This is a genomic window from Tenacibaculum sp. IB213877, assembly GCF_034043975.1.
Classification (GTDB): Bacteria; Bacteroidota; Bacteroidia; order Flavobacteriales; family Flavobacteriaceae; genus Polaribacter.
On record NZ_JAXCHH010000005.1, the window covers coordinates 246,184 to 269,243 of the forward strand.

The window sequence follows — 23,060 nt, forward strand, 5'->3', positions numbered from 1 at the left end:
TGATAGCAGGACTAAATGTAAAAAAAAATCCCAATCTAAAAATAGAAAGGGATAATTGTTTAAACTCTTATATCCTTTTTATTAAATAATTAATCTTACTCCTCCTAGTTCTTCAACTTTATATGGAAATTTATCACTTGGTGCACCTATAAACATAAAGTTTACAGGAATATTCCACCTTTTAGATAGTTCTTTAATTAATTGAGGGCTAAATTTACCTTCTATGACCTGAAAATCTATTTTAATTTGAGGATATTCTTTGTCTAGAAATATGATTTCATTTGGTAAATTTTTAGGAATTATTTCACCTTTATCAAGAGCCAATACAATCTTTATTTTCTTGGTATGCTCGTTCCTAATAATATAAAGCATCACTTTGTTGAGTGTAGCTATATTATCTCCTTTAGTAAAAAATACAAATTCTTGAGCATTTATTTCATCTATAGTTTGGGTAATTTTTTTATCGGTTGTTAAAACCAATCTTCTTAATGGATTAAAAATAGCATAAATTAAGCGAAGTACTAATTTTAACAGAATAGTTCGATTTAGCATGATAACCACAAAAATAATAGTGGGAATAAAATAATCTAAAAATATAATTACATTACTCGGAGAGCCTTCTTTGGGTTTCATTAATACATTTCCCATCAACGCTAATAATACAGCTGCAATAGCGAGTAACACAGAAATCCATGTTGCTTTTTCTGGTCGGGGTAATTGATTTCTTCTTATTTTTAAAAGGATGTTACCAATAGCAAAAAGAGCCATTACCGATAAAAATGAAATGGTATACACTCCTGCTAATAATCCTACATTTCCTTTTGTTATTAAAAGAACAGAAACAGCAAGAATAAAAAACAAAATGATGATTCTGTAAGAACTTCCTCTTTTGTTCTTTTTAAGAAAAAATTGTGGCATTATTCGGTCTAATGTCATACGTTCTAACAATCCTGTAACACCTACAAAACTGGTTAAAACAGCTCCACTTAACACCAAAAAAGCATCTATAGCTATAATGGCAGCTACCCATTTACCTCCTACAAAATCTCCCATTTGTACTAATAATGTGTTTTGGTATTCTGCACTTTGCAACACTGGAATGTTAAATAATGACAAGGCAAATACGGCCATTAATGGATTTATAATACTTACTATAATCCACATATTTTTCAGCGTTTTAGGAAAAACTCCTTTCTTCTGTTCTTCTACAAAATTGGCAGAACTTTCAAATCCAGAGACCCCTAACATTGATGCTGCAAAACCAAAGAAAATAGCATAAGCTATACTGTTTTCTGATGGATGATTCCAATTGGTAAACAATACATTAATACCGTTTTGAAACAAATAAACACCTATAAATAAAGTTAAAACGGTTAAAGAAAGTAAGTGAAAAATAAATATTCCTACCGCTACTTTTGCTGATTCAGTGATACCACCTATAGTTAAAATTGTAAAAAAGAAAAGAAGCACTATGGTTGCCATAATTATAGGCATAACCGGTACTAAATGATGCAAGTAATGAATCGCCTCGTTAGCAGAAATTACTGCAGTAGCCATATAAGAAAGTATGGTAAGGGTTGCAGCAAAAGAAGCCATTAATTTACTGGTGGTATTAAGTAAGGCATTGTATGCCCCGCCATTTAAGGGCATAGCACCTACCACTTCTCCATAAATTTTACGAAATAAAAAAAGAACTACAGAAACTATCAGTAACGTGATCCATGCATATTGTCCTGCAAAAGCAATAGCTAAAGCAGACACATAAAGAACCGATGAACTAATATCATTACCACAAATTGCCGTGGACTCAAGCTCATTTAGTTTTTTAGAAACTATTTGCTTCATAATATATTATTAATTATTAATGTTTTTTGATATTTAAAATATGGGATAAAAAAAACCTCGCTAATTGCGAGGTTTTTATTTATTCTTTTACATCAAGTTTGATGCTTAATTCTTGTAATTGTTCTTCATCTATAGTTGCAGGTGCGTCAATCATTACATCACGACCTGAGTTGTTTTTAGGGAACGCAATAAAATCACGAATCGTTTCTTGTCCTCCTAAAATAGCCACTAATCTATCTAAACCGAATGCTAAACCTCCGTGTGGTGGCGCTCCGTATTCAAAAGCATCCATTAAGAACCCAAACTGCGCTTTTGCTTCTTCTGGAGTAAATCCTAAATGTTTGAACATGATTGCTTGCGTTTCTTTATCATGAATTCTGATAGATCCTCCACCAATTTCATTTCCGTTTAATACTAAATCGTAAGCGTTTGCTTTCACTGCTCCCGGATCTGTATCTAACAATTCTAATTGACCTGGTTTTGGCGATGTAAACGGATGGTGCATTGCATGATAATGTCCTGTTTCTTCATCAAGTTCCAATAATGGGAAATCAATAACCCATAACGGTGCAAATTCATCTGGTTTACGTAATCCTAAGCGTTCTGCCATTTCCATACGTAACGCAGATAATTGTGCTCTTACTTTATTAGTGTTTCCTGATAAAATACAGATTAAGTCTCCTGCTTTTGCTCCGGTTTTTTCAGCCCAATTCGCTAAATCTTCTTGATCATAGAATTTATCTACAGATGATTTGAATGAACCGTCTTCGTTACACTTCACATATACCATTCCTAAAGCTCCAACTTGCGGACGCTTTACCCAATCAATTAATTGATCAATTTCTTTACGCGTATAACTTGCTCCTCCAGGAACTGCAATACCCACTACTAATTCAGCATCATTAAATACTTTGAAATCTTTGTGTTGTGCAACCTCATTTAACTCACCAAACTGCATTCCAAAACGGATATCTGGTTTATCATTTCCGTATAAACGCATAGCATCGTCAAACAACATTCTTGGGAATTTATCCACCTCAACTCCGTTGATCTCTTTTAATAAATGACGTGTCATTCCTTCAAAGATCTCTAAAATATCTTCTTGCTCAACAAACGCCATTTCACAGTCTATTTGCGTAAACTCCGGTTGACGGTCGGCACGTAAATCTTCATCCCTAAAACACTTAACAATCTGGAAATATTTGTCCATTCCACCCACCATTAACAACTGCTTAAAGGTTTGTGGCGATTGTGGTAATGCGTAAAACTGACCCGCATTCATACGAGAAGGTACTAAGAAATCACGCGCTCCTTCTGGTGTAGATTTGATTAAATATGGAGTCTCAACATCAATAAATCCTTTATCAGAAAGGTATTTACGAACTTCCATAGACACTTTATGACGGAAAATTAAGCTGTCCTTTACCGGATTACGACGAATATCTAAGTAACGATATTTCATTCGGATATCTTCTCCACCATCCGTTTCATCTTCAATAGTAAATGGAGGAAGCTTTGCTTCATTTAAAATATCTAACTTGGTAACTAAAACTTCAACATCTCCAGTTTCCATGTTTGGATTCTTAGACTGACGCTCAATTACCGTTCCTGTAACTTGTACTACGAACTCACGACCTAAAGTTTTAGCCTTTTCTATAATATCTTTTGGCGTACGCTCTTCGTCAAAAATTAACTGTGTAATTCCGTAACGGTCGCGTAAATCAACCCAAATCATAAAACCTTTATCGCGCGATTTTTGTACCCAACCGGCTAAAGTAACTTCAGTAGTAATGTGCGATGCTCTTAACTCGCCACAAGTGTGCGTTCTGTACATTTCTTGTTTATTTTAGATGCGCAAAATTAAGGATTTTAACCTGAAAAATTGTTAGAAAAACAAACTTATCAAAGGCCAAACTTTACTAGTTACCCAGACAATGAGGTATATTATAATTTGTATCATAGCTTTTTACTTTTTTTACTCTTCTTCTATATCAAACAAGTACTCAACAGTAACATTAAAAAAACGAGCCATTTTTATAGCTAATGTTACCGAAGGATTGAACTTATTCTTTTCGATAGCATGAATAGTTTGTCTTGAAACACCAAGCTTTTCTGCTAAATCTGCTTGAGTTAAATTATGCCTTGCTCTTTCAACTTTAATCAGGTTTTTCATTTAATATTCTCTTTTCTTTATGGCAAATGTTATTAGGTATATCAATAGAAAAGATGATAAGTAAAAATCAAATTCTACATTCATTTCTTTTTTAAACACGAATAGAAACAGAGCTATAACTATATTAATAAAAAAGGTTAATTGGTATGATTCCAATCGTAATACATTAATATAATCGTCTTCTACTTTTTCTTTAGACATTATATAAATCATCATTCCTAAAACTTCTAATAAACTAAAGAAATGAATATAATTATATATACAGTTTGAATGGTTTGGATGAACAATTGATTCTACATCATTACGAGAACTATGTATACCTTCTGAAAATCCTTCATAAAAGCTACCTATAGCACCTATTAAAAATAAAATAACCCCTAATTTTTTACACCAATTTGGTAAGATTTGAAAATTCATAATTCTATAATTTTTTAACAAATGTAAAGTTTTGTTTACATTAAACAAATAAAAGATTACTTTTTTGAATTATTAAATTTTAAAAAACCATCTGTTTTTTGTAAATTTAACAGGTGTAAACTTTTGATTATGAAGAATTCAGCTATATTTATGGTATCGTTTACCACTGGTTTTTTAATAGTATTAACCGCTTTGGCTTTTACTAAATTAGGTTTTAGTTGTATGTTTGTGCTTACGGTTATCGGTCAGTTGCTCGTAGCATTGATGGTTTATAAAGTACTACGAGACCAATATACTACTGATAAAACTTTTGAAGATTTCTATGAAGATCATCCGATAGGTAAAGAAGAAAACTATCGATAAATGCATGTCATTTCTACGAAGACAGAAATCCAATAGTTAAAACCGAGCATATTTATAAAGAAATTCTTGCTTTCGCAGGAATGACACAAAAATTTAAAACTCATTCATCTTCAACTTCTGAAAATACTCTGAGGCTGCTTTTTTAACTTTTGGTGCTAAGATCAACGTAGAAATCACCGTTGGAATTGCCATTAGCGCATAGGCACTATCAATTAAATTAATTACAAAATCCAACTTGATAATTGAGGCAATTACAATAGTTGCTATGTAAATATAATTGTAAAACTTTCCTGTTTTAAAATTGGTTAGGTAGCTTAAACAGCTATATCCGTAAAACGAATAGGTAAACAAGGTTGAAAAAGCAAAAATCAACACGCAAATAGTTAAAATTACACTCCCTGAATTATAGGGTAAAACAGAATCGAATGCTGCTAAGGTCATAGAAATTCCGTTTCCTTCAAAACCTTTCCAAACTCCTGAAGCTAAAATTGCCAATGCGGTTAGTGTACAAACCAGCAACGTATCAATAGCAGGACCTAACATTGCCACCAAACCTTCACGAATAGGTTCTTTAGTTTTAGCTGTTCCGTGCATCATAGGTGCGGTTCCTAAACCTGCTTCATTTGAAAATGCTGCTCGTTTCACTCCCGTGATTATTAAAACCCCTAAGGCTCCTCCTAAAACCGATTTTCCTGAAAAAGCATCTGTAAAAATTAATTTGAATATAGATGGAACCACATCAAACTTTAAAATTAAAATGGTCAAAACTGTGATTAAATACACTACTACCATCACCGGAACCAATTTTCCTGCAACACTACCAATTCGTTTAATTCCACCGAAAATTACCAGAGCAACAATGATAGCGATTGTAATTCCTAATAATAATTTAGCAATAAACGTATTACTTTCATTTACTTCAAAAACATCTATCAATGTTTGTGTTAATTGGTTTGCCTGAAATGCGGGTAGCGTTCCGAACAATCCTGCAAATGAAAAAAATACAGCCAAAGGTTTCCACTTTTTTCCTAATCCCTCAGTAATCACATACATCGGCCCGCCTTTTACGTTTCCTTCCTCATCCTTTCCGCGGTACATTACCGATAAACTACAGGTAAAAAACTTAGTTGCCATACCCACAAAAGCACTTACCCACATCCAAAAAATAGCACCTGGACCTCCCGTAGCAATCGCAATGGCAACTCCGCTAATATTTCCCATACCAACCGTAGCTGCAATTGCTGATGATAAAGCTTCATAATGTGATAGATCTCCAGGAGAATCATGCTTATCATACTTTCCGCGTAAAATAGCTATAGCGTGACCTATATATCTAAACGGCACTAATCCTGAATAGATAAATAAATACAATCCGCCACCAATTAAAAGGATTAATAATGGTATTCCCCAAATCCATGAAGAAAACTCAGCTACTAAATTTTGGATAGTTGAAAACATAAAAATATTTTAAAACGAAATTAATAAAACGTATATAAAGAAAAAGAACGATAGCTGTTATTTAACAACTACCGTTCTTCTGTTATTTTTTTAAGAATAATTATTTACAAACTATTCCTTTTTTACCTAACATATCTATATCTCTCAAGAAACCTTCCTGAATGGTTTCTGCTTGAAAAATAAACGTTTTTTCATGAATCTGATTTCCTTCAAAGAAACTTACCTGAAAACGATTGTCTAAGTCAAACAACTCTGGTTGCATCATTTCAAACTTAGCAAACGAGTTAGCAGGAAGTTTATCAATCTTTCTTCTAAAAAGTGAGGTTGTTTTAGTTTCTGAAAATCCTTGAGAAACAATAACCACCATTTCTAAATCAACTTCTTTTTTATTGATGATGTACACATTCCAATCATCTTCATTATGCTGTTCATTATGTTCTAACACTACAGCTATTTCTACTCCTGTTACTTTAGGTATGTGGATGTCTTTTTTCATTTTTAGTAAGATAAGAGAGATAAGAAACAAGAAAAGAGACTAATGTGTCTCTTATCTTTAATCTCTATTCTATTTTCTATAAAATTAAATTACCGACTTAAACTGCTCTAAGAAACGAACGTCGTTTTCATAGAACATACGAATATCCGGAATTTGGTATAACAACATAGCAATACGCTCAATTCCCATTCCGAAAGCGTAACCACTATATTTTTCAGGGTCGATATTGGCATTTTTCAATACGTTAGGATCAACCATTCCGCAACCCATAATTTCTAACCAACCGGTTCCTTTGGTAATTCTGTAATCAGTTTCCGTTTCTAATCCCCAGTAAATATCTACCTCAGCACTTGGCTCAGTAAATGGAAAATAAGACGGACGCAATCTGATTTTAGATTTACCGAACATCTCCTTAGTGAAGTATAATAATGTTTGTTTTAAATCAGCAAACGAAACATCAGTATCAATGTATAATCCTTCCACTTGGTGGAAAATACAGTGTGCGCGTGCAGAAATATCTTCATTACGGAATACTCTACCCGGAGAAATCGTACGAATTGGTGGTTCGTTATTTTCCATATAACGTACCTGCACCGATGACGTATGTGTTCTTAATAACGTATCAGTCCCGACGTTTCGGGACTTTTCAATAAAGAACGTATCTTGCATATCACGTGCCGGATGATATTCCGGTAAGTTTAATGCAGTAAAGTTATGCCAATCGTCTTCAATCTCCGGTCCTTCAGAAACTGTAAATCCAATTCTGTTAAAAACTTCAATAATTCTGTTTTTAACGATTGATATTGGGTGACGTGCACCTAATTCAATTGGTTCAGACGGACGCGTTAAATCGCCATAAACACCTTTATCTTCAACAGCACTTTCTAATGCTTCTTTTAAAGAGTTTACTTTATCTTCTGCAGATTTTTTTAATAAATTGATGGTTTGTCCGAACTCTTTCTTTTGCTCGTTAGGTACATTTTTAAATTCAGCAAATAAATCTTTTAAAATCCCCTTGCTTCCTAAGTACTTAATTCTGAATGTTTCTATTTCTTCTTTAGAGGTAGTTTGAAAGGTATTTACCTCTCCAATCATTTCTTTAATCTTATCTAACATAATCCATCAAAAAATTAAGTGGCAAATTTACGCTTTTTTACTGAAAATTATGGTTAAATATTATTGTTTACGAAAACGATGTAGCATGCCCGCAAAAAAAGACTCTTTTTAAGTTGCCAGAATTGTTATTTAAGTATATTTGCGTATTAAAATTATGATATCAATAATATTTGAACAACTAAATTATGGAATCTAAAATAAACGCTTTTATGGATCTGGTTAAGGAGCGCAATGGGCACGAACCAGAATTTTTACAAGCTGTTCAAGAAGTTGCAGAAACAGTAATTCCTTATATAGCAACTAAAGAAATTTACGATGGTAAAAACATTTTATTAAGAATGGTTGAACCTGAACGTTTAATTTCATTCAGAGTTTCTTGGGTTGATGATAAAGGAGAAATTCAAGTAAACAGAGGATATAGAGTTCAAATGAACTCTGCTATCGGGCCTTATAAAGGAGGTTTACGTTTTCACCCAACTGTAAATGCTAGTATTCTTAAATTCTTAGCTTTTGAGCAAGTGTTTAAAAACTCATTAACAACTTTACCAATGGGTGGAGGAAAAGGAGGATCTGATTTTGATCCTAAAGGAAAATCAGATAACGAAATTATGCGTTTCTGTCACGCCTTTATGAGTGAGTTATTCCGTCATATTGGGCCAAATACTGATGTTCCTGCTGGAGATATTGGTGTTGGTGGTCGTGAGATTGGATTCATGTTCGGAATGTACAAGAAACTTAGAAATGAGTTTACTGGGGTTTTAACTGGTAAAGGTGCATCTTGGGGTGGATCTTTAATTAGACCTGAGGCTACTGGATATGGAGCGGTTTATTTTGCTCAAAACATGTTACAAACTAAAGGAGATTCTTTCAGCGGAAAAACAGTATCAGTTTCTGGTTCTGGTAACGTGGCACAATACGCTTGTGAAAAAGCAACTGAATTAGGTGCTAAAGTAGTTACTTTGTCAGATTCTTCTGGATATATTTATGATGAAGCTGGAATTGATGCTGAAAAATTAGCATTTGTAATGGATCTTAAAAATGTAAAACGTGGTCGTATTAGCGAGTATGTTGAAAAATATCCATCAGCAAAATTCTTTAAAGGAGAGCGTCCTTGGTCAGTAAAAGCAGATATTGCTTTACCATGTGCTACTCAAAACGAGTTAGACGGAGGCGAAGCAAAAACATTAGTAGACAACGGGTGTATTTGTGTTAGTGAAGGAGCAAACATGCCATCTACTCCAGAGGCAATTGCAACTTTCCATGAGCATAAAATCTTGTTTGCACCCGGTAAAGCATCAAATGCTGGAGGTGTGGCAACTTCTGGTTTAGAAATGAGCCAAAACTCATTACGTTTAAGCTGGACTCGTGAAGAGGTTGATGCAAAATTAAAAGGAATCATGAAAAACATTCATGAAGCTTGTGTTGAATATGGTACAGATGAATCTGGTTATGTTGATTATGTAAAAGGAGCAAATATAGCAGGTTTTGTAAAAGTTGCCGATGCAATGTTAGCACAAGGAGTGGTATAATTATAGCACGTTTTTGAAAAAAAAATAAGAAACGCACCCATTTGGGTGCGTTTCTTATTTTAAGGCTATTTTCATCAGTAAAAAAGCATAATATTTTAACATAAAATTCAATTTTATCATTCCGTTATAATATGTATATTTACTGATTAAGAATCGTTTATCGCTTATTTGTGTATTCGATTGAAAATCAATTATTAAAATAGAGTGTTTTTTGATACTGATTAGCTTTCAGGTTTAAAAAACACCTCAAAATATATAAATTTTTATGAGTTGTAGCAGTTGCTCAACTAACAAAAATGGCGTTCCAAGAGGATGTAAAAGCAATGGAAATTGTGCAACAGGATCATGTGGAAGTGGAAACAAACTCGCTGTTTTTGATTGGTTATCAAATATGACTTTGCCTACAGGGCAAGAGTCTTTTAATGTGTATGAAGTCCGTTTTAAAAACGGAAGGAAACATTTTTATAAAAATACAAACAACTTTACCATTACTATGGGTGATATAGTAGCGGTTGAAGGAAGTCCGGGTCATGATATTGGTGTTGTTTCTTTAGCAGGAGAGCTGGTAAAAGTTCAAATGAAAAAAAGAAATGTTACTGCAGATAGTGATGATGTAAAAAAAATATATCGTAAAGCAACACAAAAAGATATTGATGTTTGGCAAGAGGCAAGAGGAAAAGAGCTAGAAACACAAAGAAGAGGCCGTGAAATTATAAGCAAATTAGGCTTAAAAATGAAACTTTCTGATGTTGAATATCAGGGAGACGGAAATAAGGCAACTTTCTATTATACTGCAGATGAACGTGTAGATTTTCGACAATTGATTCGTGATCTAGCCAGTGCTTTTTCCATTAGAGTTGAGATGAAACAAGTAGGAATGCGTCAAGAAGCAGCGCGCCTTGGAGGAATTGGTTCTTGTGGAAGAGAACTATGCTGCTCTACTTGGTTAACCGATTTTAGAAAAGTTAATACTGCAGCTGCCCGTTACCAACAATTATCATTAAATCCGTTAAAATTAGCAGGACAATGTGGAAAGCTTAAATGTTGTTTAAACTTTGAGTTAGATACTTATTTAGATGCGTTAAAAGAATTTCCTAAGCAAGATACTGTTTTAAAAACTGAAAAAGGAGAAGCTGTTTTTGTAAAAATGGACATCTTTAAGCAATTGCTTTGGTATACTTACAAACAAGAAAATTATAGATGGTATAAACTTACATTAGATCAGGTATTAGAAATTATTGAACTGAATCAGAACGATGAACTTTCTTCACCATTAGAAGATTATGAAGCAGAAATTGAGGAAGAAATTAAGGTAGATTTTGAAAATGTGGTTGGACAAGATAGTTTAACTCGTTTTGACACCCCTAAAAAATCAAAAAGAAATCGTAACAAGTCTCGCAAAAAGCCAAAATCTCAAACGGAAAAAAAGACCGATACATCACCTAAAAATAAACAGGTAGCGGACAATAAAAAACCAAAAGCTGATCAAAAAAAGCCTAAACCTCAGCAAAGACGAAATAAACCAAAAAATCCTGTAAATAAAGATAATCAGCCACAAGCTACTGAAAGTAAAAAAAGACCTAACAAAAGAAGAAATAACAGGCGTAGAAGTAATGACAATAAAAATGACCAGAACAATCAAAAACAATAAGTTAATCTTAATTATATCGTTTTTATTCGTTTTGGTATCATGCGATTCCAAACGTATTTTTGATGAATACACCACAATTTCTTCTAATAAATGGAAAGCAAATGACCCAATTAGCTTTCATTTTGAAGTGTCAGATACTTTGGCTAAGCGCAATTTGTTTATCAACATAAGAAACAACAATAATTATTCATTTAGTAACCTGTTTTTAATTACTAAAATGAGTTTTCCTGATGGCCAAAAAATGATCGATACCTTAGAATATGATATGGCTGATAATACAGGAAAATTCTTAGGGCAAGGTTTTTCAGAAATTAAAGAAAATAAATTATTTTATAAAGAAAATATTACATTTCCTACACTAGGAGAGTATGCTTTTGAAGTACGTCATGCTATGCGAAAAAATGGTGATGTAAATGGTGTGCACGCTTTAGAAGGAATTACGGATGTAGGTTTTAGAATTGAAAAAATTGAATAAAATGACAGAAAAGAAAGTGAACAACTTTGGTAAATTTATTAAATGGTTTTGGATAACTATTGGTGCTGGTTTAGCTATAATCTGTTTTATCTTTTTATTAGCATCATGGGGGGCTTTTGGTAAACTTCCAACCTTTGAGCAGTTAGAAAATCCAGAGAATAATTTAGCTACAGAAATTATTTCTACAGACGGAAAAACCCTAGGGAAATACGCAGATGAAAACAGAACACCTGTAAAATATAAAGATTTACCTGAAAACTTAATCAAAGCCTTAGTTGCTACAGAAGATGAGCGTTTTTATCAGCACTCAGGTATTGATTTTAGAGGTACTGCCAGAGCTTTTTTAAAACCAGGTAGCGGTGGTGCAAGTACCATTACGCAGCAGTTAGCAAAAATGTTGTTTACAGGTAAAGCATCAAGAAATATTGTAATGCGTGTTAAGCAAAAAATAAAAGAATGGGTTGTTGCTACCAAACTTGAACGCCAATACACTAAACAAGAAATCTTAACCATGTACTTAAATAAGTACGATTTCTTAAACCAAGCGGTGGGTATCCGTTCTGCTTCTAGAATTTACTTTGGTAAGGAGCCTATTGAGTTAGAAATGCATGAATCTGCAATGTTAGTGGGCATGTTAAAAAACTCATCTTTATACAACCCTCTTCGAAGAGAGCAAATGGTAAAAGACAGAAGAAATGTGGTGTTAAAGCAAATGGAACGTAATGATTATATTACCGAGCAACAAAAAGACTCATTACAAAAACTTTCGTTAGATCTAAATTACACACCTGAAAGCCATAGTGACGGTTTAGCTACTTATTTTAGAGAGCATTTACGTGGATTTTTAAAAGGTTGGGTAAAACGAAATCCTAAACCAGACGGTACAGAGTACAATATTTACCGCGATGGTTTAAAAATTTACACCACCATAGATTCTCGTATGCAACAATATGCAGAGGAAGCTGTTCAAGAGCATGTTTCCAATCTTCAAAAATTCTTTTATGAAGAGCAAAAAAGAAATAGACAAGCTCCTTTTTATGATATTGATAAATCAGAAATCAAGAAAATCATCAACAGAGCAAAACGCAATTCAGATCGTTACAAGCGTATGAATGCTAATGGTAAGTCGGACAAAGAAATTGAAAAGTCTTTCAATACTAAAACTGAAATGCGAATATTTACATGGAAAGGAAATAGAGATACTATTATGACTCCTTATGATTCTATTCGACATTATAAATATTTCTTACGTTCTGGTTTAGTTTCTATTGAGCCACAAACCGGACATATAAAAGCATGGGTTGGAGGTATAAATAATAAGTATTTTAAATACGATGCTGTTGAGCAGCAAAAGCGACAAGTAGGTTCTACTTTTAAGCCATTTGTATATGCAACAGCTATTAATCAGTTAAAAAGATCTCCTTGCGATAAATTACCAAATACACCTTATACCATTCCAAAAGAAAAATATGGGATGGACCAAGATTGGACTCCCAAAAACGCGGGAAATAAATATGGAGGCGAATTAACTTTAAAACAAGCCTTAGCAGGATCTGTCAATGTAATTACAGCTCGTTTAATTGATGAAGTATCTCCTATAAATGTAGCTCGTTTAGCAGAATCTGCGGGTATTTCAACAAAAATAGAAGCAAATCCATCTATAGCATTAGGAGCAATTGATTTATCATTATTAGAAATGGTTAGTGCCTATTCTACTTTTGCAAACAAAGGTATGCGTGTAACCCCAATGATGATTACGCATATTGAAGATAAAAACGGTACTGTGTTAGAAACTTTTGTTCCAGAAACTAAAGAGGTATTAAGTGAAGAATCTGCTTATGTAATTTTGAATTTAATGGAAGGAGTAACACAAGCAGGATCTGGTGTTCGTTTACGTACAACTTTTCCTAGAGGTAAATTTATTACAGGATATCCCTATAAATTCAATAATCCTATTGCTGGTAAAACAGGTACTACACAAAACCAATCTGACGGTTGGTTTATGGGAATTGTACCTAATTTAGCAACAGGTGTTTGGACAGGTGGAGAAGATCGTTCTATTCATTTTGCAGGAATAGATAAAGGTCAAGGAGCTGCAATGTCGTTACCTACGTGGGCAATTTTTATGCGTAAATGTTATGAAGATAAATCTTTAGATATTAGTAAAGAAGCATTTGAAAAACCAGATGATATTTCTATAAATTTAGATTGTAATAAAGTAGAAGATGATAATTTAGAGGAAGGAGAAGAGGATAATAAAGAAGAGAAGAAAGAAGAACAAAAAGATACGGATTTCTAATCAACAACAAACAAACAACTAAAAATGATCAGTAAAAAAGTAAATAATGTACAAGAAGCTTTACAAGGCGTAAAAGACAATATGACTTTTATGCTTGGAGGTTTCGGTTTATCTGGTATTCCTGAAAATGCCATTGCAGAATTGGTGCGTTTAGGAATTAAAAACGTAACCTGTATTTCAAACAATGCAGGAGTGGATGATTTTGGTTTAGGCTTATTACTTCAAAACAAGCAAATCAAAAAAATGATATCTTCTTATGTGGGAGAAAATGATGAATTTGAACGCCAAATGCTTTCTGGTGAATTAGAAGTTGAATTAACCCCACAAGGAACACTGGCTGAAAAATGTAGAGCAGCACAAGCTGGTTTTCCGGCTTTTTATACACCAGCAGGTTATGGTACAGAAGTAGCAGAAGGTAAAGAAACCCGTGAATTTAATGGTAAAATGTATGTGTTGGAAGAAGCCTTTAAAGCAGATTTTTCTTTTGTTAAAGCTTGGAAAGGTGATGCAGCAGGAAACTTAATTTTTAAAGGAACAGCACGTAACTTTAACCCTAATATGTGTGGCGCTGCAACTATTACCGTTGCTGAAGTGGAAGAATTAGTTGAGGTTGGTGAGTTAGATCCAAATCAAATTCACATTCCTGGAATTTTTGTACAACGCATTTTTCAAGGTAAAAAGTATGAGAAACGTATTGAACAACGCACAGTAAGACAAAAAAACTAGTTATGGCTTTAGATAAAAACGGAATAGCAAAACGTATTGCCCAGGAGGTTAAAGACGGTTACTATGTAAACTTAGGAATTGGTATTCCTACATTAGTAGCAAATTTTGTACGCGAAGATATTGAAGTGGAATTTCAAAGTGAAAACGGAGTTTTAGGTATGGGGCCTTTCCCTTTTGAAGGTGAAGAAGATGCTGATATTATAAACGCTGGAAAACAAACTATTACAACGCTACCGGGAGCAAGTTTCTTTGATTCTGCTACCAGTTTTTCTATGATTCGTGGTAAACATGTTGATTTAACTATTTTAGGAGCTATGGAAGTAGCTGAAAATGGTGACATTGCCAACTGGAAAATTCCAGGTAAAATGGTAAAAGGAATGGGTGGTGCTATGGATTTAGTAGCGTCTGCTGAAAATATCATTGTTGCCATGATGCATACTAACAAAGCAGGTGAAAGTAAATTACTAAAGAGCTGTACGTTACCTTTAACTGGGGTCGGTTGCGTTACAAAAATTGTAACTAATTTAGCTGTTTTAGAGATTAAAAACAATGGTTTCCATTTAATAGAGAGAGCTCCAGGAGTATCTGTTGAAGAAATTCAAACAGCAACAGAAGGCACTTTGATTATAAACGGAGAAGTGCCAGAAATGAAAATTTAACACCTAATTATTAATATTTAAAGACGTAAAGCTGTTTCTTTACGTCTTTTCTTTTTTATAAAACATAAATGAAAGTAATTTCTTATAACGTAAACGGAATTAGAGCCGCAATTAAAAAAGGTTTTTTAGATTGGTTGCAAGCTGCTAATCCAGATGTAATTTGTCTTCAAGAAACCAAAGCGCATCCAGAGCAATTAGATCTATCTGAATTTGAAAATGCAGGGTATCCTCACCATTATTGGTTTTCCGCAGAAAAAAAAGGATATTCTGGAGTAGCTGTTTTTTGTAAAGAAGAACCTAAGAACATTGCATTCGGAACCGGAATTGAAACCATGGATTTTGAAGGTAGAAACTTACGTATTGATTATGACCATGTGTCTATTATGAGTCTATATTTACCATCTGGTACCAATGATGCTAGATTAGGGTTTAAGCTAAATTACATGGCTGAATTTCAGGAGTATATCAATGAATTACGAAAAGAAATTCCAAATTTAGTAATTTGCGGTGATTATAATATTTGTCATCAAGAAATTGACATTCACAATCCTAAAATGAAAGGAGTTTCTGGTTTTTTGCCTATTGAACGCGAATGGATTGGCAAGTTTATTGATAATGGTTTTATAGATAGTTTTAGGCACTTACATCAAGACGCTCAAGAATATAGTTGGTGGAGCTACCGGGCCAATGCAAGAGCTAATAATAAAGGATGGCGTATAGATTATTGCATGGTATCAGAACCTTTAAAAGAAAATATTTCTAGAGCATATATTTTACCTGAAGCTAAACATTCAGACCATTGTCCGATAGCAGTTGAATTTAAATTTTAAAAAGTTAAGATGAAGTTGAATTTATTGAAAAGAGAAACTATGAAAAGATTTTTAATGTTGTTGATATGCACTGTAACCTATCAAGTATTTGCTCAGAATACAGAAATAGATTCTGTTATTGTTACTCCAAAAGAAGTTTTTCAACTTTCTGATACGATTATTCAACCTGCCACCAAAAAAGAACTTTTTACACATGATGATTTAAAGTTAATGGATAGTCTTTTAGTTGAGGCAAAATTTAAATCGCCTTTGTATGATAGCATACAGTATGTGATTAATGATAAAGATATTATTGGTAATGTAGAGCAAATTGTTTCTCCCGATTTATTAAAGCAACGATTGTCAGAAATCAATTCTACAACTCCATTTCATTTAGCTTATAATCCAGCTTTAGAAAAGGTCATCAATAACTACATTAAGTACAGAAAAAAGTATTATCCTGCTGTTATGGCAAGAGCACAATACTATTTTCCTATGTTTGAGCAGTATTTAGACCAGTATAACATTCCGTTAGAAATGAAGTACCTGGCAATTGTAGAGTCAACTTTAAATCCAAAAGCAAAATCTAGAGTAGGAGCAACAGGTCTTTGGCAGTTTATGTATGGTACTGGTAGGCAATTTAAATTATCTATCAATTCCTATGTAGATGAGCGTCAAGACCCTGAAAAATCTACTATTGCAGCATGTAAATACCTAAATAATTTATACGATATTTTTGGCGATTGGGATCTGGCTCTAGCAGCGTATAATTCGGGTCCGGGTAATGTATTAAAAGCTATTAAGCGTTCAGGCGGACATAGAAATTATTGGAATATTCGTCCGTTTTTGCCAAGAGAAACAGCAGGTTATGTTCCGGCTTTTTATGCAACCATGTATATTTTTAAATATGCCGATGAATTGGGTATTTACCCGGAAGCTCCACAAATTTTTAATTTTCAAACGGATACTATTCATGTCAAAAGAACTATTTCTTTTGATCATATTTCAGAAAAAACAGGAGTTGATGAAAAAATTATTTCTTTCTTAAATCCGATGTATAAATTAGATGTGATTCCGTATGTAAACAAGAAGAATTTTACAGTTAGATTACCTCGTAATAAAACATTTGATTTTATTGATAAAGAACATGAAATTTATGCCTTAGCTGAATATGATGATTCTAAGAGAGAGCAACCTTTGCCTAAATATTTTGAAATGGATAAACGTATTCGTTATAAAGTAAAAAGCGGAGATTATTTAGGTAAAATAGCAAACAAATTTGGCGTTACTGTTAGTAAAATAAAACGCTGGAATAATATGAAAAATACGAACCTAAAAATAGGTCAACGCTTATATATTTATCCTAGAAGAATGTAAAACGGAATAATTTTTGATTTCACTTTTTACCAAAACCATAAAAACTAAAATGAAAAAATTACTTACACTTTTTACACTTGCAATAACCTTTGTTGCTTGTAAATCTGATGGAAAAACATCAGACTTTGTTCTGCCTTCATCATCAGGAAACACTAATAAAATTATGGTGGTAATGGATGGTAATTTGTGGCTCGGAAAACCAGGAGATGAATTGAGAACTGTTTTTGGAGAACATCAAGTAGGTTTACCACAACCAGAAACATTGCTTTCTGTTAGTCAAATTGACCCAGCAGGGTTTAGAGGCTTTGTACGTAACGGAAAAGCTTTGTTAATCCTTAAAACAGGACAAAAAGAGCAAATCACAAGCATCAAAAACAAATATGCTCAGCCGCAAATAATTATTACAGCTACAGCAAAAGATGAAGAAGGTTTGATAAACTTAATTAGAAGCAGAGGTAAAGAGATTATTAAATTATTTAAAGATGCAGATATTAAGTTTATACAAAGTGTTTTTAATAAAGAGCGGTTAGATCCTACTAAATTTAAAACACTACAAAACTTAAAAATTACGTTAAACATACCTGATAGATATAAATTGGTAGAGGATACAGGTGAATTTTTGTGGTTACGCCATCACTTAAAAAGTGGTATTGCAAGAGGTGATGGAACTAATAATATTTTAGTGTATTCTGTTCCGTTAGAAGATGAAAATAAAGTAGTAGATAATATTACCGCTATTAGAGATACTATTGGAAAAAAATATATACCAGGAAGCAAAGAAGGAATGTATATGATTACAGAAGCAGCATATACCCCTTTTACTTATGAAGCAGAAATTGATGGTAAAAAAGCATATGAAACTCGTGGAAAGTGGGAAGTTAAAAACGATTTCATGGCAGGCCCTTTTATTAATTATACGGTAATTGATAAAAAGAATAATCGTTTAGTTGTTTTTGAAGGCTTTACCTACGCTCCTTCTATTAACAAACGTGATTTTATATTTGAACTTGAAGCTATTGGTAAATCATTAAAAATAGAATAACAATTTAACATAAAATACCTCCAAAACACCTAAGTTTAAACTTAGGTGCTTTTTTTTATATTTGATAGAACTAACTATAAACAATAATTTTATGGACATTAATTTTTTAGTATGTGCCCTTGCAGCTTTGGTTCCTTTAGTTACCGGATTTATTTGGTATGGTTCTCTTTTTAAAAATGCCTGGATGAAAGAAATGAACCTTACAGAAGAAAGTATGAAAGGTGCAAACATGCCATTGATTTTTGGTTTAACCTATGTGTTTAGTTTTTTAATAACATTAGGTTTAATGCCGGTAGTAATTCACCAATGGGGTGTATTCTCTACTTTAGCAGGAGAACCAGGTTTTATGGAAAAATCGGGAGAAGTTTGGAATTACTTCACTGATTTCATGAGTAACTACGGAGATCGTTTCAGAACTTTTAAACACGGAGCTTTACATGGTGCCTTAATTGGTTTTTTTGTTTCCTTCCCAATACTAGGAATTCAAGCTTTATTTGAACGTAAAAATTTTAAATATATAGCCATAAATGCAGGTTATTGGATTATTACTTTGGCAATTATGGGAGGTATTTTATGCCAGTGGTTATAAACATTTATTAGTATAAAACATACATGAAAAGCATCAACAAATAGTTGATGCTTTTTTATTTTTTGTAACAAAACTCATTTTTAAACAACTAATTAGTATCAACTAAAAAATAACCAAATGATTAAAAACTTTTTAAACTTTGAATGGAAACAGTTTATTCGTTCCATGTTTTGGCAAAAGAGCGTTCTGGTTAATATTTTACTAGGCTTTTTTGCGCTGTATCTTATTTCTGCTTTTTTAAGTACAGGTATACTTGGATTTTATATTCTTAAAAAACAATTTCCAGAACAAGATCCGCTAGCATTGGTAAACACTGCACTACTTTTTTATGTTATTGCAGATTTAATTTTTCGCTACTTACTTCAAAAACTACCGGTAATGAACATTAAGCCGATGCTTATCTTACCCATAAAAAAAAGTAAGTTAGTCAACTATATTTTAACAAAGTCTGCTTTTTCTTTTTTTAATATTATAGGAATGTTCTTTTTTATTCCTTTTGCAATAGTTTTAATTAAAGAAGGGTATGATGTAACTAAAGTGTTGAGTTGGTTGTTAGGAGTGTTCTTTATTGCTTTATCAGCAAACTATGTAAACTTCTTAATTAATAAAAACAACATAGCTTTTGCGGTGTTGGCTATTTTGTTAGGAGGAATCGTTGCTTTGCAACATTTTGGAGTGTATGATTTTACTAAAATCAGCTCTTTGTTGTTTAATGGTTTATACGAAAACATCATATATGTTTTAGTGCCTTTAGCAGCACTTATTATTTTGTATTTATTGAATTTTAAACAGTTATCTAATAGAGTATACTTAGATGATGCCGTTTCTGTAAAAACTAAAGAGGTAGCATCTAGCGATTTATCATTTATCAACCGTTTCGGAAGTTTAGCTCCATTTATTAAAAATGATATGCGACAAATTTGGAGGAATAAACGTACAAAAACCATCTTTTTCATGTCTTTCTTATTCCTTTTTTATGGAGTTATTTTCTTTTCTCAAGAAGTTTATGAAGAAAAAATGCCTGCTTTTTTAATATTTGCAGCTCTCTTTGTTACGGGTGGTTTTGCAATAAACTACGGACAATTTATTCCTGCTTGGGATAGCGCCCATTATAGAATGCTAATGAGCCAAAATATACGTTATCGTAAATTCTTAGAAAGTAAATGGCTATTAATGGTTATTATGACCTTTGTTTTGTACATTTTAAGTATTCCTTATTTGTATTATGGTGTAGATAAATTTTTAATGATTACTGCCGGAGCAATCTTCAACATAGGGTTTAACAGCTTGTTCTTACTTTTTGCAGGCTCCTTTAACCGAAAAAGAATTGATTTGAACGCCAGTGGTTTTGGCAACATGCAAGGAACCAGCGCAACACAATTTTTAATTGTGCTTCCATTAATGGGGGTACCAATGTTTTTGTTCTGGATTTTTAACAAGTACGTAAGTTTTAATGCGGGTATTGCTGCTATAGCTGCTGTGGGAATTATCTGCTTACTTTTTAAAAATTATTTTATGGATTTAATCGAAAAGAAATATATCAAAGATAAGTATGCAGCTATTCATGCATTTAATCAGAAATAACTAACCTAAACTAAGACACACATGATACAAGCTAAAAATATTTCAAAAAAATACGGATTAACTGAAGTGCTTAACATTCCTGCTTTAGATATTCCAAAAGGGCAATCCTTTGGGTTAGTGGGTAACAACGGAGCCGGAAAAACAACTTTTTTCAATTTACTGTTGGATTTAATAAGGCCTACTTCAGGTACTATTGAAAATCATGAAGTAATTGTAAATAAAAGTGAGGATTGGAAAACCTTTACCGGATCATTTATTGATGAAAGCTTTTTAATTGGTTATTTGACTCCACAAGAATATTTTGATTTTATTGGAGAATTACGAGGAATGAATAAAGCAGACGTGCAATCATTTTTGAGTCAGTTTGAAGAGTTTTTTAATGGGGAAATTCTAGGAAAGAAAAAGTATTTACGCGATTTAAGTAAGGGAAATCAGAAAAAAGCAGGAATTGTTGCAGCAATGATGGGGAATCCGCAAGTGGTTATTTTAGATGAGCCTTTTGCTAATTTAGATCCGACCACACAAATTCGTTTAAAAAGCATCATTAAAAAATTAACACAAGAAAGTGAAGTTACTGTCTTAGTATCTAGTCACGATTTAAGTCATGTAACCGAAGTTTGTGAACGAATTGTAGTTCTTGAAAAAGGAAATATGGTAAAAGATATTAAAACCTCACCAGAAACCTTAAAAGAATTAGAAAGCTATTTTTCAGCTTAATTAAAAAAACAATTAATTAATAATCAGTAATTTAGTATTTTTGATTTTAACTAAAACTAAATTGCTATGAAAAATATTATTTTATTTATTTTACTTTTATTCATTACTATTGAGCCTTTTTTTGGACAAGAAACACAAAAAGAAAAAATAGATTCTATTTTAAGTCATGTTCAAGAGTTAGCTAAGGTAGATAAGTTAACAAATATTGGAGCCTTTTCAATGATAAATAAAGAAATACCTATTCTTCCTATAAAGGTGCATACTTTTTTAGGATTAAATTTAGGAATAAATGATTTATCTGATTCAGAAGCTATAAAATCTAAAAAAGGAGATATAAATCAGTCTATAAAAGATAACATTAAAGACAAAATAAGATTTAAAAAGCTAGACATAGCTAATGAAAAAATAATAAAAAAAATAAAGGCTGATTCTATAAAAGTTTTAGATAAAAAAATAAAAAATTTAGCATTATCTTTAAATAAATCTAGCTCAGATTCCATATCAATTATAAGTAGAGAAATAAAAAAAACAATAGATGAAAGAGAGAGATTAGAAAATAAAACTAATATTCAACTAATTGAAGACTTAACCGGTGTTACACAATCGTCTCTTGAAGATGTATTAGATATTCAAGAAAGATGGAAAGTTGATAAAATTGATATGTATATAGAAGATGGTTTTATCACCGATATTTCAGTCAGTTTATTTAATGAGGTGACAAATTCTCCTGAGAGAAGACATTTTTCTAATCGGTCGCCTATTTCTATATTAAGATTTCATCATTATAATGATTGGATTCTTTGGGAAGAAAATAATAAATCAAAAGGAATTTACTTAAAAAATGTTCTTCGATACCAACATGTTAGAGGAAACAATTTTTCTCCAGAAAATAAAAGAGTTGTCTTGACAAGGAAGGAACCTAATGAAATTTTAGAGTTAAATAACAATTTAAATTCATTTATAAACCTTAAGGTTTATTCAGATTTTTTAGGTTTAATAAATGAAACTCCAAACGGTATTATAAGCTTCGAAGCTTCTTCAGATATTCATTTAGTCCCAGGCAATATAGGATTGATTCATATAGGAAAAAAAATAAGCCCTTTTGTAAGATATTCAAGGTTTGATAATGATGATAGAGCCATAATTATAAATAATAATAAAATTGACAATAAATTGGAATTAAGTCAAAAGGCATTTATAGTAAGTGGATTAGATTTGAATTTATTAGAAGTTAAGTTGGGTAAAGAATACCCGTTTTCTTTTTCTATTCCTGTTAGATTTCAGCTGAACATAGGAGAAACTAATAATAGTACTTCTAATTCATCAGACAACATAAACACTGTAGTGTGGGGGTCGGGTATTTCTGCTAACTTTAGGAAAATAAGAAATTTTGGACTTGCTATTTCAGTAGACTTGAACTTGTATGACCATAAAAACAATAGTGATATAATTGAAAAAGTTAAAGATTTTTCTACAATAGGTGTAAATGCAGAGATGTATTATTATGATAGTACAAATAAAAATTCTGCTTTCTTTTTAAGGTTGAAAACTGAGAGGATATTAAATAATGAAGAAAATTATGCATCCATACAGTTTGGTTATAAAACAGCTTTGAATTTTAATCAAAAGAAATAACCTTAAAAAACTGACTTAATTAAAAAATTAGCTTTTTATTCCTATTTTTACGCTCTAACGTACAATATCTCATCAAAAATATAGTTGTATTTAGAGCGTA

At 32.3% G+C, this 23,060-nt stretch carries 21 protein-coding genes; 14 read left to right on the top strand and 7 right to left on the bottom strand.

The window, feature by feature from the left end:
* Nucleotides 1-81: 81 nt before the first annotated feature.
* The 4 genes from SLH33_RS07015 to SLH33_RS07030 form a co-directional block, all read right to left on the bottom strand.
* Complete coding sequence (locus tag SLH33_RS07015) at nucleotides 82-1,845, bottom strand: APC family permease (RefSeq protein ID WP_320418373.1); 1,764 nt, start codon at nucleotides 1,843-1,845, stop codon at nucleotides 82-84.
* A 79-nt stretch (nucleotides 1,846-1,924) separates the two neighbouring features.
* A complete protein-coding gene (gene aspS, locus SLH33_RS07020) occupies nucleotides 1,925-3,679 on the bottom strand; it encodes an aspartate--tRNA ligase (RefSeq protein WP_320418374.1) in 1,755 nt (584 codons plus the stop codon).
* Nucleotides 3,680-3,820: 141 nt separating this feature from the next.
* Nucleotides 3,821-4,018 carry a helix-turn-helix transcriptional regulator gene (locus SLH33_RS07025; RefSeq protein WP_320418375.1) on the bottom strand — a complete coding sequence of 66 codons (198 nt, stop codon included), beginning with the start codon at nucleotides 4,016-4,018 and terminating at the stop codon, nucleotides 3,821-3,823.
* A complete protein-coding gene (locus SLH33_RS07030; RefSeq protein WP_320418376.1) occupies nucleotides 4,019-4,435 on the bottom strand; it encodes a hypothetical protein in 417 nt (138 codons plus the stop codon).
* Between the two features lie 129 nt (nucleotides 4,436-4,564).
* Between SLH33_RS07030 and SLH33_RS07035 the strand changes: the two genes are divergently transcribed.
* On the top strand, nucleotides 4,565-4,798 hold the full coding sequence (locus SLH33_RS07035; protein ID WP_320418377.1) for a hypothetical protein: 234 nt from the start codon (nucleotides 4,565-4,567) through the stop codon (nucleotides 4,796-4,798).
* A gap of 93 nt (nucleotides 4,799-4,891) precedes the next feature.
* On the opposite strand, the gene SLH33_RS07040 is transcribed toward SLH33_RS07035, so the two are convergent.
* From SLH33_RS07040 to pheS, 3 genes are all read right to left on the bottom strand, one after another.
* Complete coding sequence (locus SLH33_RS07040) at nucleotides 4,892-6,256, bottom strand: alanine/glycine:cation symporter family protein (protein WP_320418378.1); 1,365 nt, start codon at nucleotides 6,254-6,256, stop codon at nucleotides 4,892-4,894.
* A gap of 100 nt (nucleotides 6,257-6,356) precedes the next feature.
* Nucleotides 6,357-6,752, bottom strand: a complete 396-nt coding sequence (locus SLH33_RS07045; protein ID WP_320418379.1) for a hypothetical protein — start codon at nucleotides 6,750-6,752, stop codon at nucleotides 6,357-6,359.
* An 84-nt stretch (nucleotides 6,753-6,836) separates the two neighbouring features.
* Nucleotides 6,837-7,868 carry a phenylalanine--tRNA ligase subunit alpha gene (gene pheS, locus SLH33_RS07050; RefSeq protein ID WP_320418380.1) on the bottom strand — a complete coding sequence of 344 codons (1,032 nt, stop codon included), beginning with the start codon at nucleotides 7,866-7,868 and terminating at the stop codon, nucleotides 6,837-6,839.
* A gap of 185 nt (nucleotides 7,869-8,053) precedes the next feature.
* Here pheS and gdhA point away from each other — a divergent pair, with 185 nt between their 5' ends.
* The 13 genes from gdhA (at nucleotide 8,054) to SLH33_RS07115 (ending at nucleotide 22,960) form a co-directional block, all read left to right on the top strand.
* On the top strand, nucleotides 8,054-9,397 hold the full coding sequence (gdhA, locus tag SLH33_RS07055; protein ID WP_320418381.1) for an NADP-specific glutamate dehydrogenase: 1,344 nt from the start codon (nucleotides 8,054-8,056) through the stop codon (nucleotides 9,395-9,397).
* A 265-nt stretch (nucleotides 9,398-9,662) separates the two neighbouring features.
* Nucleotides 9,663-11,048 carry a regulatory iron-sulfur-containing complex subunit RicT gene (locus tag SLH33_RS07060; RefSeq protein ID WP_320418382.1) on the top strand — a complete coding sequence of 462 codons (1,386 nt, stop codon included), beginning with the start codon at nucleotides 9,663-9,665 and terminating at the stop codon, nucleotides 11,046-11,048.
* Entirely contained in the window at nucleotides 11,023-11,523 is a 501-nt protein-coding gene (locus SLH33_RS07065) for a gliding motility lipoprotein GldH (RefSeq protein WP_320418383.1), read from the top strand. Before SLH33_RS07060 ends, SLH33_RS07065 begins: the two co-directional genes overlap by 26 nt.
* 1 nt (nucleotide 11,524) lies before the next feature.
* Nucleotides 11,525-13,822 (top strand): penicillin-binding protein 1A, encoded by a 2,298-nt coding sequence (locus tag SLH33_RS07070; protein WP_320418384.1) that lies wholly within the window; start codon nucleotides 11,525-11,527, stop codon nucleotides 13,820-13,822.
* Between the two features lie 24 nt (nucleotides 13,823-13,846).
* A complete protein-coding gene (locus tag SLH33_RS07075) occupies nucleotides 13,847-14,548 on the top strand; it encodes a CoA transferase subunit A (protein WP_320418385.1) in 702 nt (233 codons plus the stop codon).
* 2 nt (nucleotides 14,549-14,550) lie between these two features.
* Entirely contained in the window at nucleotides 14,551-15,207 is a 657-nt protein-coding gene (locus SLH33_RS07080) for a CoA transferase subunit B (protein WP_320418386.1), read from the top strand.
* A gap of 68 nt (nucleotides 15,208-15,275) precedes the next feature.
* Nucleotides 15,276-16,037: an exodeoxyribonuclease III gene (locus tag SLH33_RS07085; protein WP_320418387.1), complete on the top strand. Its 762-nt coding sequence runs from the start codon at nucleotides 15,276-15,278 to the stop codon at nucleotides 16,035-16,037.
* 39 nt (nucleotides 16,038-16,076) lie between these two features.
* Complete coding sequence (locus SLH33_RS07090; RefSeq protein WP_320418388.1) at nucleotides 16,077-17,393, top strand: lytic transglycosylase domain-containing protein; 1,317 nt, start codon at nucleotides 16,077-16,079, stop codon at nucleotides 17,391-17,393.
* 49 nt (nucleotides 17,394-17,442) lie between these two features.
* Nucleotides 17,443-18,435, top strand: coding sequence for a DUF4837 family protein (locus SLH33_RS07095; protein ID WP_320418389.1), 993 nt, complete (start codon nucleotides 17,443-17,445; stop codon nucleotides 18,433-18,435).
* Nucleotides 18,436-18,526: 91 nt separating this feature from the next.
* The gene (locus tag SLH33_RS07100) at nucleotides 18,527-19,024 is read left to right on the top strand and encodes a DUF1761 domain-containing protein (RefSeq protein ID WP_320418390.1); all 498 of its coding nucleotides are present in this window, start codon (nucleotides 18,527-18,529) and stop codon (nucleotides 19,022-19,024) included.
* Between the two features lie 117 nt (nucleotides 19,025-19,141).
* Nucleotides 19,142-20,608, top strand: a complete 1,467-nt coding sequence (locus tag SLH33_RS07105; RefSeq protein WP_320418391.1) for a DUF5687 family protein — start codon at nucleotides 19,142-19,144, stop codon at nucleotides 20,606-20,608.
* Between the two features lie 21 nt (nucleotides 20,609-20,629).
* Nucleotides 20,630-21,325, top strand: coding sequence for an ABC transporter ATP-binding protein (locus SLH33_RS07110; RefSeq protein ID WP_320418392.1), 696 nt, complete (start codon nucleotides 20,630-20,632; stop codon nucleotides 21,323-21,325).
* A gap of 66 nt (nucleotides 21,326-21,391) precedes the next feature.
* Nucleotides 21,392-22,960 (top strand): hypothetical protein, encoded by a 1,569-nt coding sequence (locus tag SLH33_RS07115; RefSeq protein ID WP_320418393.1) that lies wholly within the window; start codon nucleotides 21,392-21,394, stop codon nucleotides 22,958-22,960.
* Nucleotides 22,961-23,060: the final 100 nt, after the last annotated feature.

Excerpts from the sequence above, each read along its gene's own strand:
- SLH33_RS07015 (WP_320418373.1), bottom strand. The coding sequence starts at position 1,845 with ATGAAGCAAATAGTTTCTAAAAAACTAAATGAGCTTGAGTCCACGGCA.
- aspS (WP_320418374.1), bottom strand. The coding sequence starts at position 3,679 with ATGTACAGAACGCACACTTGTGGCGAGTTAAGAGCATCGCACATTACT.
- SLH33_RS07025 (WP_320418375.1), bottom strand. The coding sequence starts at position 4,018 with ATGAAAAACCTGATTAAAGTTGAAAGAGCAAGGCATAATTTAACTCAA.
- SLH33_RS07030 (WP_320418376.1), bottom strand. The coding sequence starts at position 4,435 with ATGAATTTTCAAATCTTACCAAATTGGTGTAAAAAATTAGGGGTTATT.
- SLH33_RS07035 (WP_320418377.1), top strand. The coding sequence starts at position 4,565 with ATGAAGAATTCAGCTATATTTATGGTATCGTTTACCACTGGTTTTTTA.
- SLH33_RS07040 (WP_320418378.1), bottom strand. The coding sequence starts at position 6,256 with ATGTTTTCAACTATCCAAAATTTAGTAGCTGAGTTTTCTTCATGGATT.
- SLH33_RS07045 (WP_320418379.1), bottom strand. The coding sequence starts at position 6,752 with ATGAAAAAAGACATCCACATACCTAAAGTAACAGGAGTAGAAATAGCT.
- pheS (WP_320418380.1), bottom strand. The coding sequence starts at position 7,868 with ATGTTAGATAAGATTAAAGAAATGATTGGAGAGGTAAATACCTTTCAA.
- gdhA (WP_320418381.1), top strand. The coding sequence starts at position 8,054 with ATGGAATCTAAAATAAACGCTTTTATGGATCTGGTTAAGGAGCGCAAT.
- SLH33_RS07060 (WP_320418382.1), top strand. The coding sequence starts at position 9,663 with ATGAGTTGTAGCAGTTGCTCAACTAACAAAAATGGCGTTCCAAGAGGA.
- SLH33_RS07065 (WP_320418383.1), top strand. The coding sequence starts at position 11,023 with ATGACCAGAACAATCAAAAACAATAAGTTAATCTTAATTATATCGTTT.
- SLH33_RS07070 (WP_320418384.1), top strand. The coding sequence starts at position 11,525 with ATGACAGAAAAGAAAGTGAACAACTTTGGTAAATTTATTAAATGGTTT.
- SLH33_RS07075 (WP_320418385.1), top strand. The coding sequence starts at position 13,847 with ATGATCAGTAAAAAAGTAAATAATGTACAAGAAGCTTTACAAGGCGTA.
- SLH33_RS07080 (WP_320418386.1), top strand. The coding sequence starts at position 14,551 with ATGGCTTTAGATAAAAACGGAATAGCAAAACGTATTGCCCAGGAGGTT.
- SLH33_RS07085 (WP_320418387.1), top strand. The coding sequence starts at position 15,276 with ATGAAAGTAATTTCTTATAACGTAAACGGAATTAGAGCCGCAATTAAA.
- SLH33_RS07090 (WP_320418388.1), top strand. The coding sequence starts at position 16,077 with ATGAAAAGATTTTTAATGTTGTTGATATGCACTGTAACCTATCAAGTA.
- SLH33_RS07095 (WP_320418389.1), top strand. The coding sequence starts at position 17,443 with ATGAAAAAATTACTTACACTTTTTACACTTGCAATAACCTTTGTTGCT.
- SLH33_RS07100 (WP_320418390.1), top strand. The coding sequence starts at position 18,527 with ATGGACATTAATTTTTTAGTATGTGCCCTTGCAGCTTTGGTTCCTTTA.
- SLH33_RS07105 (WP_320418391.1), top strand. The coding sequence starts at position 19,142 with ATGATTAAAAACTTTTTAAACTTTGAATGGAAACAGTTTATTCGTTCC.
- SLH33_RS07110 (WP_320418392.1), top strand. The coding sequence starts at position 20,630 with ATGATACAAGCTAAAAATATTTCAAAAAAATACGGATTAACTGAAGTG.
- SLH33_RS07115 (WP_320418393.1), top strand. The coding sequence starts at position 21,392 with ATGAAAAATATTATTTTATTTATTTTACTTTTATTCATTACTATTGAG.